Origin of the sequence: Nitrospira tepida (genome assembly GCF_947241125.1) — a bacterium.
Lineage (GTDB): Bacteria > Nitrospirota > Nitrospiria > Nitrospirales > Nitrospiraceae > Nitrospira_G > Nitrospira_G tepida.
Window position 1 is genome coordinate 3744329 of sequence record NZ_OX365700.1, and the last position, 14255, is coordinate 3758583.

Below are 14255 nucleotides of genomic sequence, written 5' to 3' on the forward strand. Positions count from 1 at the left end.
GGCTTTTGGATTGCGAGGTCATCCGTTATCTCCGGCAAAGAGAGGTCGCCCGGAGCACGCCGCTAGGACCTCGGCCGGCCCAAAAGCATGCCCAATGCGGTCCCCAGCGTAAGCCCGGCCAGCATCAGGACAAGGGCCTCTCCATGTGACCATTCCCGCAAACCGGCCTCTCGCTTGGACCGGCTGTACCCGGGACCGACCATGGCTTCTCCACCCAGCCACTGGTCGGAGCCGGTTGAACCGAAGCCGGCTGAACTGGCGATATCCGGCACGGCCTCTGCGCGTCGAGTTCTCGTTGGATCGTTCATGATCCCGAATTCCTTTCGAGGTGCGCCGCGCCGGAGCCCATCCGCTTATAGATGACCTTCCTGCCGATCAACATCAACCCGAACGACGTGGCAAACGCGATCGGAACGAAGATGGCCGAAGCCAACGTGGCATTGCCCAGCCATCCCATCTCATGCAACGCCTTGAAGATATAGCTCCCGAGCCCGCTGAGGTAATACGTGATGACAATCACCGAGAGGCTCTCGACCGTATGCTGCAAGATAGCCTGGCTGCGCGTGGTCTTATCCACGCTGGCCAGCAGCTTGAGGTTTTGATCCTGAGCGGCCAAATTCTGTTCCTGCAACCGCAGCTCGATCTGCGTGCGGATGACGGCCACCGTGGCCTCGAAATCCGCCTGCATGGCATCGATCCGCCGCAGGAGCTGTTGGTAGCCGTCCGCCACACCGGTGATGCGCCAGCGAATATACTCTGAAATCGGCCGGATCGACGGCACCGGCTGTTCCTGCAAGGCCTCTAAATTTCCCCGGACGATCTTGTCGTAGGGGAAGGCTCCTGACAACCGATACCGCATGGATTCAGCGAGCCGGCTGACTTGCAGCAAGTCCTGCGTCAGCGCATTGAGCCATTTTTGAAGGGAGGCGGGGGTCGCCGTCCCCATCTGCTCCATAATGACGGCGCGCTGATAGAGATGGCGCTGCTCGTAATCGTGAATCTGATCGACCGCCCGGGAAAAGGCCTGCATCGGCAACATCACCAAGTGGTAGTAATTCTCGATGGCGACGATCGTGTCCACCAGCTTGACTGCGTATTGCCTGAGCGTCTCACCTGACCGCCCGCTGACGTGGTAGCGTTCTCGCGTATCATCGTCCGGCGTGAAGCTGGTCGCCAGCGTGATGTCTTCGCCGAACACCCGGCTGGCGTGGAGGTGGGGGCCAGGCAGTAGAGGTTTCAGATGTTCCGGCGTGACCGATCCTTCGACCTGGATGACAATGTCCAGCGCGTTGACCCGAATCCCAAGCGGACAGACCGGAAAGACATAGCCCGGATAGGTGATCGGACCGAAAGAAAGCGGCTTGGTCTTGTCGGCCGGAATGTGCCATGCCTGATAGCTGTAGTACTCCGTATGCGCTTCCCAGGCAACGATCAGGCGATCGCCATGCTCATCCAGTTTGGCCCCAAAGCCAAACCGTTCCCGTACATCCGCCTGATCAGCTCGAATGGCGAGGCAGTCAAGAATGTGCAGGAATTCCCGCCGGCTGTGCGGGCGATCCACAGGGGGATTAGCCATCCGATGAGCCACATGGTGGATGTGCGCCGGAACATCCAGCGAGCTGGGCAAGAAATGCTTGATTGGCTCATGAATACGGCGGAGAAACGGTTTCCCGCCGTCCGCCCGATCGCTTTCCTGGCCGACCGACACGTCCGGTTCCTCCTCAGTAATGTCCGCATCCGGTTGTACCGAATTCACCGCGGGCAATCAAGCGAAGCGGAAGCGAGCGAAGCCGTGATGACACAATAACCATGGGCAAGGTCGGCGCGAGCATGGATCGCCGGGGGGGAGCGGAGGCGGCGCGGCGGCACGACGTGGATCGGATCCGCTACTCCTCTTCCACCTCCTCTTCCTCCTCGATATCTTCGATCCCCTCATAGCTGGCCTCGCTGAGCGAAAACGAGGCGGCGGCTTTCTCTCCCATGGAATCCACGAACTCCTCGGCCTCTTCAGGCGAGTCGGCGCTGACAATAAATTTGACGATGACTCCGTAACGTTGGCTCACTGGATACTCCTTTGTGATAACGGCGACCTTCGATCGGCTTGATCCAACCTGTCCGTTCTTTGCCGGCTCTCCAACCTCTCTGCACCAAGCGTTGTTGGGTTGGAAGAGGGGCGCATCATACACCAGACGATCCGCCGCCGTCATCCGCCCCCCTCTCCAAACGAACCGATTCAACACGAACATGCGCCGCACCAGATGCCCTGTCGGCCTTTCGGGCAAAACACGGCGCGACGAGAAGCCGGCGCGATCCCGCCGCCGCGGTTACGGCGCAGGAAACGTTGGCTGAAATGCGGAGATCGTTTTCTGGAAAGCCAATGAGGCAGGAAAGGGAGGCCCCGTCGGCTCGATCGTCCGATGATCGAGCCGACGGGACAGTGGAAGGCCGCGATTACTTCATGCTCAAAAAGAAATGGCCGCGACGGTTCTGCTGATAACACGATTCATCGTGCTCCGAACAGAACGGCCGGTTCTTACCGAACGAGATGATGGAGACCTGTTTGGGGTTCACACCCAGATCGCTCAGAACCCGTTTGACAGCCTTCGCTCGCTTCTCTCCGAGCACGACGTTGTAATCGTTGGTGCCCCGCTCATCGCAATGACCGGATACGCGGATCTGGGCGCGCGGGTTTCGTTTGATCCACTCGGCATTCGCCGACAATCCCGTCATCGTTTCATTGGAGATGCTCCAGAGATCGAAGCCGAAGAAGGCATCTCTCAAACCTGCTTCAATGGCAGCTTCTTCTTCCCGACGAAGCTCGGCCATTCGCCGATCCGACTGTTCTCCGGTCGCCGTCAGCATGCGGGATGAGATTGCGCCCTGCCCCACCCGTTCCTCCGAGGGTTCTTGGCCCGGATTGAGTCGGTCCAACCCGCGCAATGTTCCTCCATCTACCGTTTCAGGCGACACGCCCGGACTTGTCTTCGAGAGAGCCGGGGCGTCATGCCTGACGCCGTCGCCGGCGACCATTTCATCGGATGATCCTCCATCGAGGCTGGGAGAGCCAACCGACTGGGAATCCTCCCCATGACTGGAGGTTCCGGCCGAACGATGGGTCTGGACATACTCAGCGTCCGAAGTGGACGAAAACCATTTCCCGCCACTACAGCCTGGCAAGACAAGGAAGCACAACCCCGCACAGACCGCAACGTGTCTGGAAACTTGACGTACCATAAGGAGACTCCTTGTGTGTGATGGCAGCCACGTGACAGCAATCTGCTCGGCGATCACGTCTGGATTCCCCAAGTGTAGCTCATCCAGAAGAGCCGGCCGTGTACTGTCGGTCTGTACCCATTTGTGCCCATTTGGGCAATCGGGCCGCATACAACACGCCGCCAAAGTCGCCGTGTCCGACATTAATACTTCGCCTCCCTCATCACTTCGAACCCGTCCACCTCGAGTCGGCATCAGCTCACTGACTGAATGAGGATCTCTTCTGGAATCCGTGGATCTTAGAAAGGATCAAGCTTCGAGCCAGGTTTGTCTGCACTGACTTTTCAAGATTGCCGTAACAGGTTTGCCTCTGGACGGTCGCTAGGAGGACGGGACCAGGCGATAGGGCTGATCTGTCATGTCCATGCAGTCTTGCCGACTAGGGTCTAGTGAATCTACAAGAGATGACGACAGTGTGATAGCGTTTGAAGGATGGAACATTCGCTTACAGAGGCTCGCCTGTAGCATGGGGGCCGAGACGCCTTCGCACACGGCCCAAGGTATGAGCTTCGTCCCAATGATAACGAAAAGGCTCCTACTGACAGATGGCTCGGAATGGCGGGAAGGGAGAAGTCGATGCCGCTGGACCCGGACAGCCAAATAAAGCGAAAGATATTAAGGCTCTTGCAAGATCGCGGCGGCACATGGGGGCACCAAGAATGGAGACAAATCGATTCGGGTCCTTTTCGACTCGATCAACATATGGCCGAATTAGTGCGAGAAGGATCGGTACAGGACGATGAAGTCGGACAGCATTACCGACTCACCGAGAGCGGAAAGAAAAAGTTGGCCTCACTGGAAGAGTCTGTCGAAGGCTAGAACAGCTTCAGTCACTACCAGATGTTTCGAAGCTCATCCTCCCGATTAGACTCTGGGTTGTGCGGATTCTTGGATAAGCTGTTCTTCCTGGGCCGTCGCCTATAGCTCCGACGCCATGAGACAGGCCCAACTCTTCAGCCGCTGCTGTGTCTCCGGGTTGGGATTCACCAACTCGATTCCGAACTCATGTCCCCGGCTCCATTGCACGACGGCTTGAGGAATCTGGAGCGGACTCGGGTCTTCCGGCAACTGCACCCGCAAGCTGAGCCGCGTCCCTTGCCGAACAGGATAGGTTCCGACCAACCGCCACCCTCTTAGCGAGAAGTCGGTTACGGTCGCTTGGCCTGCACAGTCTTTGCCCAGATAGTAGGCCGGCAATTGGACCGAAAACCGTTGATGCATTCGTGCGATGAACCGTGCGATCATATCTCGCTCTCCCTTGTTGTGTGCCCCGGACACGCCTATCCCCCTGACCATCCCGAATATAGCCGGCGCGTTGTCCCGTGACATGACGCGCAGGAGGTACTGCAAAGGAGGGAGAGATCGCTGGCGAAGTAAACGGTCAATGTGTTGGTCTACCGCTTGTGGAATCTAACAAGTTGAGTCGTTGCCGACCGGCGTCGGTCAGGCGATAGTACTGCCCGTCGTCATCCGTGTGCACATACCCCAAGTTCGCGAGCGCAGTGAGATAGGGCGCGATGGCCTCTTTGCCAGAGATGAGGACTCCACCATTCCCCTCATGCCAGCCTTCTTCTCCATCCTGCAAGCGTCGGAGGAGGGTCCGGATGATGTACCGGCCACGCTCGAGAACTCGGCCCACCTCCTGCTCCTGTTCGGTCTGATCGTTCTCGACTCGCTCCTTCGCGATCATGGCTAAATTGGCCCGCATGACACCCTCACGATCTCAGGCCCGCGTCAGGCAGCCCGCTCAAAAGGCACCATGTCCGACGGCTCGGCCGGCACGGGTGCGTCACTCGCGACCGTCATCAGACTCGCTTCGTGACGCCGGCGGTTGGCTTCAATCTGGGGTTCGACCACGTTCCCACAGTTCATGCAGCGCATCGCCATGACCCAGTGCGGCCCCATTGTCTCCTGAAGATCTAAGAAATAGTCTTCGACCATGAACCCCTGACATCGCGGACAGTTCATCCCTCACCTCCCTAGTCGCATCACTTCGTAATCACACCACTCCGCCCGATTCCGGGGCGCATGTTTCAAGGATAATGGCCGGGGATCGGATCGGTAGACCCGTTGAGGGTAGCTCAAAAGGTGGGCACGGGAAAGTTATCAGAAAGCCTGGGAAGCTGGGTGACAAGCAGTCAGGCGGAGATGCGAACTTGCTTGAAAAGTGGTGAGCCGGCTGGGACTCGAACCCAGGGCCCTCGCCTTAAAAGGGCGATGCTCTACCGACTGAGCTACCGGCTCAACTGATGTGATGGTGGCGCCTCGGCCGAGGCCTGACCGGGATGCTGTCACCTGGGGGGCATGTCTGTCAACCTCGCCGAGAGGCGCTGCGAGTGGAAGCCCGTTTGCTCAGTGGATTCCTGATAATGATCGTTTCGCGGCGTTTGGTTCCTGTCGAGACCAGATCGATCGGGCATCCGGTCAGTTCCTCGATCCGATCGAGGTAACGTCGCGCCAGTTTCGGCAACGCGGACCGCGAGGTGATACCGGTCGTCGACGATTGCCAGCCCGGCCATGTTTCATACACTGGTTCGCACTGCGACAAGACGTCCAGATCGGCCGGGACCTCCGTGTAGGTCTTTCCCTGATAACGATAGGCCGTGCACACGTTGATCTCGGCGCTGTCATCCAACACATCCAGTTTGGTGATGGCTTGTGAGGTGAGCCCGTTCACCCGTTTGGCATAGCGCACCGCCACCGCGTCAAACCACCCGCATCGCCGCGGACGGCCGGTGGTGGCGCCGAATTCCCGTCCTCGCTCCTGCAGCCGAGCCCCGACCTCATCCTTCAGCTCCGTGGGAAACGGTCCGCTTCCCACCCTCGTCGTATAGGCTTTCGTGATGCCCAAGACCGCATCGATCATGGTCGGTCCCACACCGGTCCCGGTGCAGGCTCCCCCCGCCGAGGCGCTTGATGACGTCACATAGGGATAGGTGCCGAAATCTACATCGAGGTGGGTGCCTTGCGCCCCCTCAAAGAGGATGGTCTTCTTCTTCGCGATCGCCCGATCAAGTTGAAGCGAGACGTCCACGATGTGCTGGGCCAGTCGCTCTCCATAGGCTCGGTATTGAAGAAAGACCTTTTCAAGCTCGACGCCGTTGATTTGGTACACTCGCTCCAGGAAGGTGTTGATTTCCGCCACGTTGACTTCAAGCTTGACGCGGAGGAGATCGGGGTTCAACAGATCACTCATGCGCACGCCGATGCGGGCCATCTTGTCGGCGTAGGTCGGGCCGATCCCACGGCCGGTGGTGCCGATGCGGTGCGGGCCTTTGGATTCCTCGCTCGCCTTTTCCACGACCTTATGGTATGGCATGATCACGTGCGCCCGATCGCTGATCAGCAGATTCCGGCCGATCTTGACGCCCGATCTCTGCAAGCTATCGATCTCCTCGATCAACGCTTCCGGATCAACGACTACCCCGTTGCCGACCAGGCACAACTTTCCTCGGTACAACACGCCGGAAGGCAATAGATGGAACACATAGGTTCCCTTGCTTGTGACGACCGTATGACCCGCATTCGATCCCCCTTGGTAGCGCACGACCACGTCGGCGTCGCGGGCGAGCACGTCGACGATCTTGCCTTTCCCCTCGTCGCCCCACTGTGATCCCACGATAACCAGATTCATCGTTCTTCGACCAACTCACCAGAGGTTCTTGATAGGACGATTGACTTCGATAGCGGCTTCAAAAAAATGGCCCTGACCCGGGATCGGCCAGAGCCTCTGGCCCGCGCATGCTATGCCGAGGATACGCCATTGTCAAGCAGCGGTTCATGCCATAGGACCGGACAATTACAGGCGGCACTGTCGAGTCGACGGCGGCGGAGATCTGGGATCAGAGTTTAGTCAACGATCCGCCTCTGTCCTCGATCAAGAAAACTGGACTGAAAACACGCCGACGAAGATGGCCGTCAAGGCCCTATTCTCCGGCTAAGCGGGGCTGAGCGCCAGGATTTTGCTTCGCGCCAAGGCCAAAAGGGTCTGTTGGACCGCTGCTGTGAGGCGCAAGAGCGTGCGGCGGGCATGATGGATGACTGTGCCGACCGTATTGAACACCAGAAATCGCAGCCGCTTCGGCCGGGCGTCGGAGAAATCTCCGGGTAGCGCGAGGCGCTTCAACGCGCTGAGCAGGTTATACGTGAGCACGTTGAGCCGGAACCAGGCGGCATTGGCGCCAAACTTCCCACTGGGCAGGGCCTCTGCCGCCAACTCGTTCTTGAGGACATGATGCACATGCTCCACCGTCCCGGCCTTCTCTCGATGCCAGCGGACCAGGGAGCGACCGTCGCCCTCCCGGTTGGTCACGATCGCGAAGTGTTTCACGGTGCTGCCATCCGCGAACAGCTCGCCTTGGCGGTGTCGCACGCGAATCGCCAAGTAGCGCCGCGCGCAAGGCCGACCCTTCCGGTAGTCCTTATCATCGGGGACAGAGGGCACCTCGGCCCACTCGCGGATCATATCCGGCTCGTCGCGGTCTGGTTGCCAGGCGGTCCCCGGCAGCCGCTCGATCTCGGCCCGCAACGGCGGGCTCATGTCCGCGCTGATCGCGTAGCCGATCCCTCGCGCCGGCTCCTCGCACCACGCCAGCACCTCCTGTTCATACAGGGCGCTGTCGCCCCGGACGAAGAGCTGCTCCACGCCGGCTGGCAACGCCGCCACGGCCCGCTCCAGGATGCGCACGTTGCCGCAGCCCGCCGGCACGTTCCCATCCCGGAATTCGTCGTGGACGACCAGGTCCTGCTCGGCCCAGACGACCACGACGGGTTGATAGCCCGACGTGCCCTCGTACGTCACCGTCGCCGTGCGCTTGTGGGCTTCCAGGATCGTGGCATCCACATCCAGCGTGGCGGTGCGCTGCGGCATCTGCTGCTGCACCGCGGCGAGGATGCGCCGGTTCGCGGCCCCCACGCCCGCCAAGGGCGCCGACTCCTCGGGCACGGCCGTCTTCTCGCCAGCACGCAGCAACGGGAGATCCTCGACATGACACGCCTCCAAGAAGTCGCGCATCGTGGTGGCCGCGGGCAGCTCATAGCCCAGCAGGGCGGCCAGTGCGGCATCGGCGCGCAGGGTCGTGAGGTCCTGGCAGCGGTCCCCGCCCGCCGCCCACAGCGCGATCCGCGTCTCCACCCACTGCGCCGACGTCACGCCGCGCTGCCGCTGTTTGATCCGGACCTGCTCATTGACGACCTGCGCCGCTCCGACGCGGCGAAACAGCTCGATCACCAAGGGCACGCCCGCATGCGCGGTGACCAGACGGGGATCAATGCGGTCGTCAATCTCGAACGGCAGCCGAGGACTCGCAAACGGCTTCTCAGGCATCAACCTCCTCCTTGGTTGGCGAATCACCCATTGGGTGAATCACCTCGCAAGGCTGATGCCATGCGGTCGCCTGCTGCTCATGCGTCCAGACCGATTCCGTGTCCATCACGATTGGGAGCTTAGCCGGAGAATAGGGCAAGGCCACCTTTCTTGACTGGCTTACTGCCGCATGGTAGCATGCTGAAAATTCAGCACTTTTCCCGCACCATGAGAAGTCCATTGATCGTGCAAAGTGGGGCTGTGGCGCAGTTGGGAGCGCGCGTGAATGGCATTCACGAGGTCGCCGGTTCAATCCCGGCCAGCTCCACCACTTTGTCTCGACCTCCTCGATTGCCTACACGCTAGTCTCACATTCTCGCTACCCTATCCATCTCGAATCGTTCCGGAGTGTGAACCGGGCCATGCTGTGTAATCGATAGGCTCACTATGCTGCAAATCGAAGAGGTATGGAAACAATTTGGCACTCGCGTCCTGCTCAAGGATGCGTCGGCACACCTGCGCCCGAACACCCGCGTGGGCCTGGTGGGGCCGAATGGGTGCGGCAAGACGACGTTGTTGCGCATGATCATGGGGGAACAGTCTCCCGACAAGGGGACGATTCGAAAGCGCCCGCGCCTGACCATTGGATATTTGGCGCAGGAACTCGAGCCTCTCCTAGGAAAGAGTGTGCTGGAAGCCACCCATCGGGACCTTTATCCGGAGCACGAGGCCAAACGCATCCTGATGGGCCTGGGCTTCACCGTTCACGACTTTTCGCGCATGGTGGACACCCTGTCCGGAGGCTACCGCATGCGCGTGGCGCTGGCCCATCTCCTCTTGTCCAACCCGGATGTGCTGCTGCTGGATGAACCGACGAACCATCTGGACAAGGTGACGCAACGCTGGTTCGAGGAATTCCTCCTCGCTTCCAAGATGACGCTCCTCATCGTCAGCCACGACACGAAGTTTCTGGATCAGGTGGCTACGCATATGTGGGAAATCCGGCACCAGCAGATCCGGGAGTACCGCGGCAACTATTCGCAATTCGTCGTTCTGAAAGCCGAACAGGACGCGCAGTTGGAATCCGCTGCCACCCGACAAGCCAAGGAAATCGCCCGGGTCCAGAAGTTTGTCGACCGTTTCCGGTATCAGGCCAACAAGGCCCGCCAGGTCCAGTCCCGCATCAAGCAGTTGGAGAAGGTCAAGGTCATCGAACGGCAGCGCGATCCGCGGCGGGTTCGGTTTACCTTTCCCGAGCCAAGCCCCAGCGGTCGGCACGTGCTGGAATTGCGGGGCGCCGCCAAGGCCTATGGGCATAAGGTAGTATACGGGTCATTGGACTTCACCGTGGAGCGAGGACAGCGGATTGCCTTGGTTGGAGAAAACGGCGCAGGGAAAAGCACGCTCCTCAAAATGCTGGCGGGCGTGACGCCACTGGACAAAGGCTCGCGGACGGTGGGACATGGGGTGACCCTGCATTATTTTGCCCAGCACCAGGCCGAAACGCTCAATCCCGAACACACCATCCTGGATTCGCTCCACGAAGTGGCCAAACAGGCGGAAACGAATTTCCTCAGGGGCATCGCCGGAGCCTTCCTCTTTTCAGGGCCCGACCAGAAAAAACCCATCAAGGCATTGAGCGGAGGCGAACGAAACCGGGTCGCCCTGGCCCGCATGTTGGTGGAGCCTGCGAACACCCTGTTGCTGGACGAGCCGACCAACCATCTCGATCCCGCATCGGTAGATGTGCTGACGGACGCGCTCGTCGCGTTCCCCGGGACCCTCATCTTCATCTCGCACGATCCGACGTTCCTGTCGCGGATCGCCAACCGCGTCGTCGAAATCGACGACGGGCAGGCGAAGGACTATCTCGGCGACTACGAATACTATCTCTGGAAGCGCAGCAAAGAACTGGAAGAATTTGGGAGGGACCAGGCGGACGATGGATCGGTCGGCACGAACGGCAATGAGCGCGCGAACGGCTCAGGTCCAGGCTCCGACTCTCCCAAGGGAAAAGCTGCGGAGCGCCGCGAGTTGATCAAGGCGGAGGCCCGCCTGGAGAAGCAAGTCGCCAGGGCAGAAGCGGTCGTGCTTGAGTGCGAGGCCAAGATCAAGGCCCGGGACGGGGAACTTGCCGACCCGCAACTCTATGAGGACTTCGACCGCTGGAAGGCGATGCAACGAGAGCACGACCTGTGGAAGCACGATCTTGAACGAGCCACACTCAAATGGGAGGAGCTGTCGCAAGAGCTGGAACGTGTCCGTGGATCGTTGGCGGGTCTTGTCTAACCGGGCATCTTCAGGGTTTCTTCCAGGTAGTAATACAGCCAGCGATTCTTTTCCACTGTTACCACTTCGTCCCAGACGACCCCGATCAGGTAACCTTTTTCCCAAGGCTTGACCCAGGCCACCGTCCCGGCAAGCTTCTCCTGCTGCTCCTGTCCCTGTTGGTCCAGGAATGCCAGCACCACCATGACATCGTCTTTGGGCGCCAACTTGGCTTTGGTGTGCAGCCCTGCCCCGATGCGATTGACATTATCCAGCACGGCCGTCACGGAGGGTCCGCCGCTCTTCGGCTCAAGCAGAGCGGAACCCACCAGCGTCGCCCGGACAAAGCGACGGCGCTCACTGGGCTGTGTTGATGCCGGTTGAGTCATCCCGCTCTCCTGGCTTTGAGTATAGCGAACAGGCGAGGTTTGTCCACCACGTCGCGGGGCGGTTCGTGTCGGCGTGCGTTTCCGGTGCAGGTTAGTTTTTCTTCGGCGCGTAATAGCGAACTCCCTTCAGCTCGGGAGGGAGATGCGATTGCTCCCGCTGCGCGGCCGGATCGTCATGCACATACCGGTACCCTTCCCCATAGCCTAACTGCTTCATAAGCGGCATCACCGCATTGCGCAAGTGAAAGGGCACGGACAAGTTCCCATAGGTTTGGGCATCGGTCATGGCCTTCATGATCCCGGCATAGGACGCATTGTCCTTGGGGCAGGTCGCCAAATAGGTCGTTCCTTGTGCGAGCGTGATCTGGGCTTCGGGCATCCCGACGAACTGCACCGCTTGTGAAACCGCTACGGCGACGAGGAGCGCCTGGGGCTGCGCGTTTCCGATGTCCTCGGAAGCGAAAATCACTATCCGCCGGGCAATAAAGAGCGGGTCCTCCCCTCCCTCCAACATACGGGCCAGCCAGTAGAGTGCCCCGTCCGGATCCGAGTCGCGCAGACTCTTAATGTAGGCGGAAATAAGATTGTAATGCTCCTCGCCGGCATGGTCGTACCGGAGGGCTTTCTTCGAGAGCGCCGCCGCCACCGCCTGTTCGTCGAGCACCAATCCCCCGTCAGGTTGCCGTGGCGTATGCGCGACTACATGCTCCAAGGCCGTCAAGGCCGACCTGGCGTCCCCGTTTCCAAACGCGATCAGGTGCCGGCGCGCAGCGGGAGTCATCGTCGCGTGCAGGTGACCGAATCCGCGGGCAGGATCCGCCAGCGCCCGATCTAACACCTGACCGAGCGCTTCATCGGGCAGCGCGTGCAGCATCACCACCAGCGACCGCGAGAGCAAGGGCGCGATGACCTCGAAAGAGGGATTCTCGGTGGTCGCCCCGAGCAACACGATGGTGCCCTTCTCGACGTGCGGAAGAAACGCGTCCTGCTGCGCCTTATTGAATCGATGGATCTCATCGACAAACACAATGGTGCGTTGCCCGGAGAAGACCCGGCGTTGCTCGGCCGCCTTGACGACGGCCCGCAATTCGGCAATTCCGCTCGTGACAGCCGGGAACCATACGAAGACGGCGCTGGTCCGCTTCGCGATCAGTTGCGCCAACGTAGTTTTCCCGGACCCGGGAGGGCCCCACAAGATGACGGAGGACAGGGTATCGGACTCGATCGCGCGACGGAGCGGTCGATCAGGTCCGATCACATCCTCCTGCCCGAGGAATTCCGCGAAGTCACGCGGCCGCATCCGTTCGGCCAGCGGCGCGTGAGAAACATCCGAGCCGGACTCGGTCCGATAGAGATCAGTTTGCGCGTCCCGTTGGAAGGACATAGGCGAGTAGGAGCCAGTTGCCCCCATTCTATACGGAACCGCAAACCCCCGCAATCGGCGGCCGGCCCGTCCCATCTGGGCTTGATTGACCCCTGAGGCGAGAAGATGGTAGAGAACAGCCCCTACGGAGCTGCGCCTCTGCGCGGATCGCCCATGCCCTACGCCACCGTGAACGGCATCAGACTCGCCTATTCCGAGCGAGGGACGGGCCTGCCCGTGGTCTTTCTGCACGGGTTTCCCCTCAACCGGGAGATGTGGACGCCCCAGAGACAAGGGCTCAGCGACCGGGCCCGCATCGTCACGGTTGACCTGCGGGGACACGGCGAATCCGACGCCCCCCTGTGGCAGTATACGATGGAACAGTTCTCCGACGATGTGGCGGGGTTGCTCGATCATCTCGGCTTGCAGTCGGTGGTCTTGGTCGGACTGTCGATGGGCGGCTACATCGCGCTGATGTTCTGCCGGCGCCACGCCCATCGGCTCAAGGCGCTGGTTTTGACCGACACGCGGGCCCAGGCCGACACGGAAGAGGGACGGGCCGGCCGTTTCCAGATGGCTCAGACCGCCTACCGGAAGGGGCCCGACGCCGTTCGAGACATCATGGTTCCCAAACTGCTCTGTCCAAGGACGCTTCAATCCAATCCGATGGTGGTCTCGCAGGTGGACGCAATGATCGCGCGCATGGAGCTGAGCGGCCTGGCGGGAGACCTGATGGCCATGGCGAGTCGCCCCGACTCGGTCCCGCTCCTCCCGTCGATCCGCTGCCCGACCCTGGTCATGGTCGGGGAACAGGACCAGCCGACCCCGATATCGGACGCAAGGCTGATGTCGGACCGCATCCCCGGGGCACGGTTGGAGATCATTCCCGACGCGGGGCACCTCCCCAATCTCGAGCAGCCGGAGCGGTTCAACCAGGCACTGTGGCGATTCCTGTCCTCACTCGATTGATCTGACGGAGTGCCGAACGGCTCTAAGATCGACCCGAAAACGGCCTCGATCAGTCGCCGTCGCCCACGCTCCCCTGCCGGATCAGCTTGAGAAATTCAAGCCGTGTTTGCTCCTGGGTCCGAAACGCCCCCAGCATGTGGCTGGTGACCGCGACGGTATTCTGTTTCTCGACCCCGCGCATCATCATGCAGAGGTGTCGGGCTTCCATGACCACCCCGACGCCGTGCGCGTTGAGCTTGGACTGGAGCGTTTCGGCGATTTGAACGGTCAATCGTTCCTGCACTTGCAGCCGCCGGCTGAAGGCGTCCACGATCCGTGGAACCTTGCTGAGCCCGACGACTTTCTTGTTGGGGATATAGCCGACGTGACATCGGCCGAAGAACGGCAGCAGATGATGTTCGCACATGCTGAAAAAATCGATATCCTTCACGATCACCATCTCGTCGTACTCGATCGGAAACAGGGCTTGATTGACGAGTTGATCGATATTCTGATGGTAGCCTCGGGTCATGAACTGCAACGCCTTCGCCACGCGGCGCGGCGTCTCGAGCAATCCATTCCTTGTCGGGGTCTCGCCGATCTCGACCAGCAGCCGTGTCACCAACCCTTCCAGCCCCGGCGCCTGTCCGTCCCGGGTTCGGGACAGCACACGCTTGCGGCCGGTTTGTCTTCGTGGCATGAGAACTCC

Annotated in this window: 14 protein-coding genes and 2 tRNA genes; 3 read left to right on the plus strand and 13 right to left on the minus strand. The window is 60.5% G+C overall.

Annotated elements, in window-relative coordinates:
- Nucleotides 1-62: 62 nt before the first annotated feature.
- From QWI75_RS17690 to QWI75_RS17735, 10 genes are all read right to left on the minus strand, one after another.
- Nucleotides 63-308 (minus strand): hypothetical protein, encoded by a 246-nt coding sequence (locus QWI75_RS17690; protein ID WP_289270255.1) that lies wholly within the window; start codon nt 306-308, stop codon nt 63-65.
- Nucleotides 305-1756: a DUF3422 family protein gene (locus QWI75_RS17695; protein WP_289270256.1), complete on the minus strand. Its 1452-nt coding sequence runs from the start codon at nt 1754-1756 to the stop codon at nt 305-307. Before QWI75_RS17695 ends, QWI75_RS17690 begins: the two co-directional genes overlap by 4 nt.
- A gap of 130 nt (nt 1757-1886) precedes the next feature.
- Nucleotides 1887-2063, minus strand: coding sequence for a hypothetical protein (locus QWI75_RS17700; RefSeq protein ID WP_289270258.1), 177 nt, complete (start codon nt 2061-2063; stop codon nt 1887-1889).
- 388 nt (nt 2064-2451) lie between these two features.
- Nucleotides 2452-2862: an OmpA family protein gene (locus QWI75_RS17705; protein WP_289270260.1), complete on the minus strand. Its 411-nt coding sequence runs from the start codon at nt 2860-2862 to the stop codon at nt 2452-2454.
- Nucleotides 2863-4191: 1329 nt separating this feature from the next.
- Complete coding sequence (locus tag QWI75_RS17710) at nt 4192-4518, minus strand: PilZ domain-containing protein (RefSeq protein WP_289270262.1); 327 nt, start codon at nt 4516-4518, stop codon at nt 4192-4194.
- Between the two features lie 136 nt (nt 4519-4654).
- Nucleotides 4655-4981 carry a hypothetical protein gene (locus QWI75_RS17715; RefSeq protein ID WP_289270265.1) on the minus strand — a complete coding sequence of 109 codons (327 nt, stop codon included), beginning with the start codon at nt 4979-4981 and terminating at the stop codon, nt 4655-4657.
- Between the two features lie 26 nt (nt 4982-5007).
- Complete coding sequence (locus tag QWI75_RS17720; RefSeq protein ID WP_289270267.1) at nt 5008-5241, minus strand: hypothetical protein; 234 nt, start codon at nt 5239-5241, stop codon at nt 5008-5010.
- Nucleotides 5242-5441: 200 nt separating this feature from the next.
- A tRNA-Lys gene (locus QWI75_RS17725) sits at nt 5442-5517 on the minus strand.
- A gap of 67 nt (nt 5518-5584) precedes the next feature.
- A complete protein-coding gene (locus QWI75_RS17730; protein WP_289270269.1) occupies nt 5585-6907 on the minus strand; it encodes an adenylosuccinate synthase in 1323 nt (440 codons plus the stop codon).
- A 303-nt stretch (nt 6908-7210) separates the two neighbouring features.
- Nucleotides 7211-8599: an IS1380 family transposase gene (locus QWI75_RS17735; protein ID WP_289270271.1), complete on the minus strand. Its 1389-nt coding sequence runs from the start codon at nt 8597-8599 to the stop codon at nt 7211-7213.
- A 234-nt stretch (nt 8600-8833) separates the two neighbouring features.
- On the opposite strand from QWI75_RS17735, the gene QWI75_RS17740 reads away from it, so the two are divergent.
- Nucleotides 8834-8909 (plus strand) — tRNA-Ala (locus QWI75_RS17740).
- Between the two features lie 116 nt (nt 8910-9025).
- Nucleotides 9026-10867, plus strand: coding sequence for an ABC-F family ATP-binding cassette domain-containing protein (locus QWI75_RS17745; RefSeq protein ID WP_289270273.1), 1842 nt, complete (start codon nt 9026-9028; stop codon nt 10865-10867).
- Here QWI75_RS17745 and QWI75_RS17750 read toward each other — a convergent pair.
- Both QWI75_RS17750 and QWI75_RS17755 read right to left on the minus strand, forming a co-directional pair.
- A complete protein-coding gene (locus QWI75_RS17750) occupies nt 10864-11235 on the minus strand; it encodes a PilZ domain-containing protein (protein WP_289270275.1) in 372 nt (123 codons plus the stop codon). The two genes, QWI75_RS17745 and QWI75_RS17750, sit on opposite strands and share 4 nt — an antisense overlap.
- A gap of 91 nt (nt 11236-11326) precedes the next feature.
- A complete protein-coding gene (locus tag QWI75_RS17755; RefSeq protein WP_289270277.1) occupies nt 11327-12619 on the minus strand; it encodes a replication-associated recombination protein A in 1293 nt (430 codons plus the stop codon).
- Nucleotides 12620-12772: 153 nt separating this feature from the next.
- Here QWI75_RS17755 and QWI75_RS17760 point away from each other — a divergent pair, with 153 nt between their 5' ends.
- On the plus strand, nt 12773-13567 hold the full coding sequence (locus QWI75_RS17760) for an alpha/beta fold hydrolase (protein ID WP_289270278.1): 795 nt from the start codon (nt 12773-12775) through the stop codon (nt 13565-13567).
- Nucleotides 13568-13616: 49 nt separating this feature from the next.
- Here the strand turns inward: QWI75_RS17760 and folE are convergent, their stop codons facing one another.
- Nucleotides 13617-14246 carry a GTP cyclohydrolase I FolE gene (gene folE / locus QWI75_RS17765; RefSeq protein WP_289270279.1) on the minus strand — a complete coding sequence of 210 codons (630 nt, stop codon included), beginning with the start codon at nt 14244-14246 and terminating at the stop codon, nt 13617-13619.
- Nucleotides 14247-14255: the final 9 nt, after the last annotated feature.

Coding starts and splice junctions, on each gene's coding strand:
- QWI75_RS17690 (WP_289270255.1), bottom strand. CDS start 308: ATGAACGATCCAACGAGAACTCGACGCGCAGAGGCCGTGCCGGATATC.
- QWI75_RS17705 (WP_289270260.1), bottom strand. CDS start 2,862: ATGCTGACGGCGACCGGAGAACAGTCGGATCGGCGAATGGCCGAGCTT.
- QWI75_RS17710 (WP_289270262.1), bottom strand. CDS start 4,518: ATGATCGCACGGTTCATCGCACGAATGCATCAACGGTTTTCGGTCCAA.
- QWI75_RS17715 (WP_289270265.1), bottom strand. CDS start 4,981: ATGCGGGCCAATTTAGCCATGATCGCGAAGGAGCGAGTCGAGAACGAT.
- QWI75_RS17720 (WP_289270267.1), bottom strand. CDS start 5,241: ATGAACTGTCCGCGATGTCAGGGGTTCATGGTCGAAGACTATTTCTTA.
- QWI75_RS17730 (WP_289270269.1), bottom strand. CDS start 6,907: ATGAATCTGGTTATCGTGGGATCACAGTGGGGCGACGAGGGGAAAGGC.
- QWI75_RS17735 (WP_289270271.1), bottom strand. CDS start 8,599: ATGCCTGAGAAGCCGTTTGCGAGTCCTCGGCTGCCGTTCGAGATTGAC.
- QWI75_RS17745 (WP_289270273.1), top strand. CDS start 9,026: ATGCTGCAAATCGAAGAGGTATGGAAACAATTTGGCACTCGCGTCCTG.
- QWI75_RS17750 (WP_289270275.1), bottom strand. CDS start 11,235: ATGACTCAACCGGCATCAACACAGCCCAGTGAGCGCCGTCGCTTTGTC.
- QWI75_RS17755 (WP_289270277.1), bottom strand. CDS start 12,619: ATGTCCTTCCAACGGGACGCGCAAACTGATCTCTATCGGACCGAGTCC.
- QWI75_RS17760 (WP_289270278.1), top strand. CDS start 12,773: ATGCCCTACGCCACCGTGAACGGCATCAGACTCGCCTATTCCGAGCGA.
- folE (WP_289270279.1), bottom strand. CDS start 14,246: ATGCCACGAAGACAAACCGGCCGCAAGCGTGTGCTGTCCCGAACCCGG.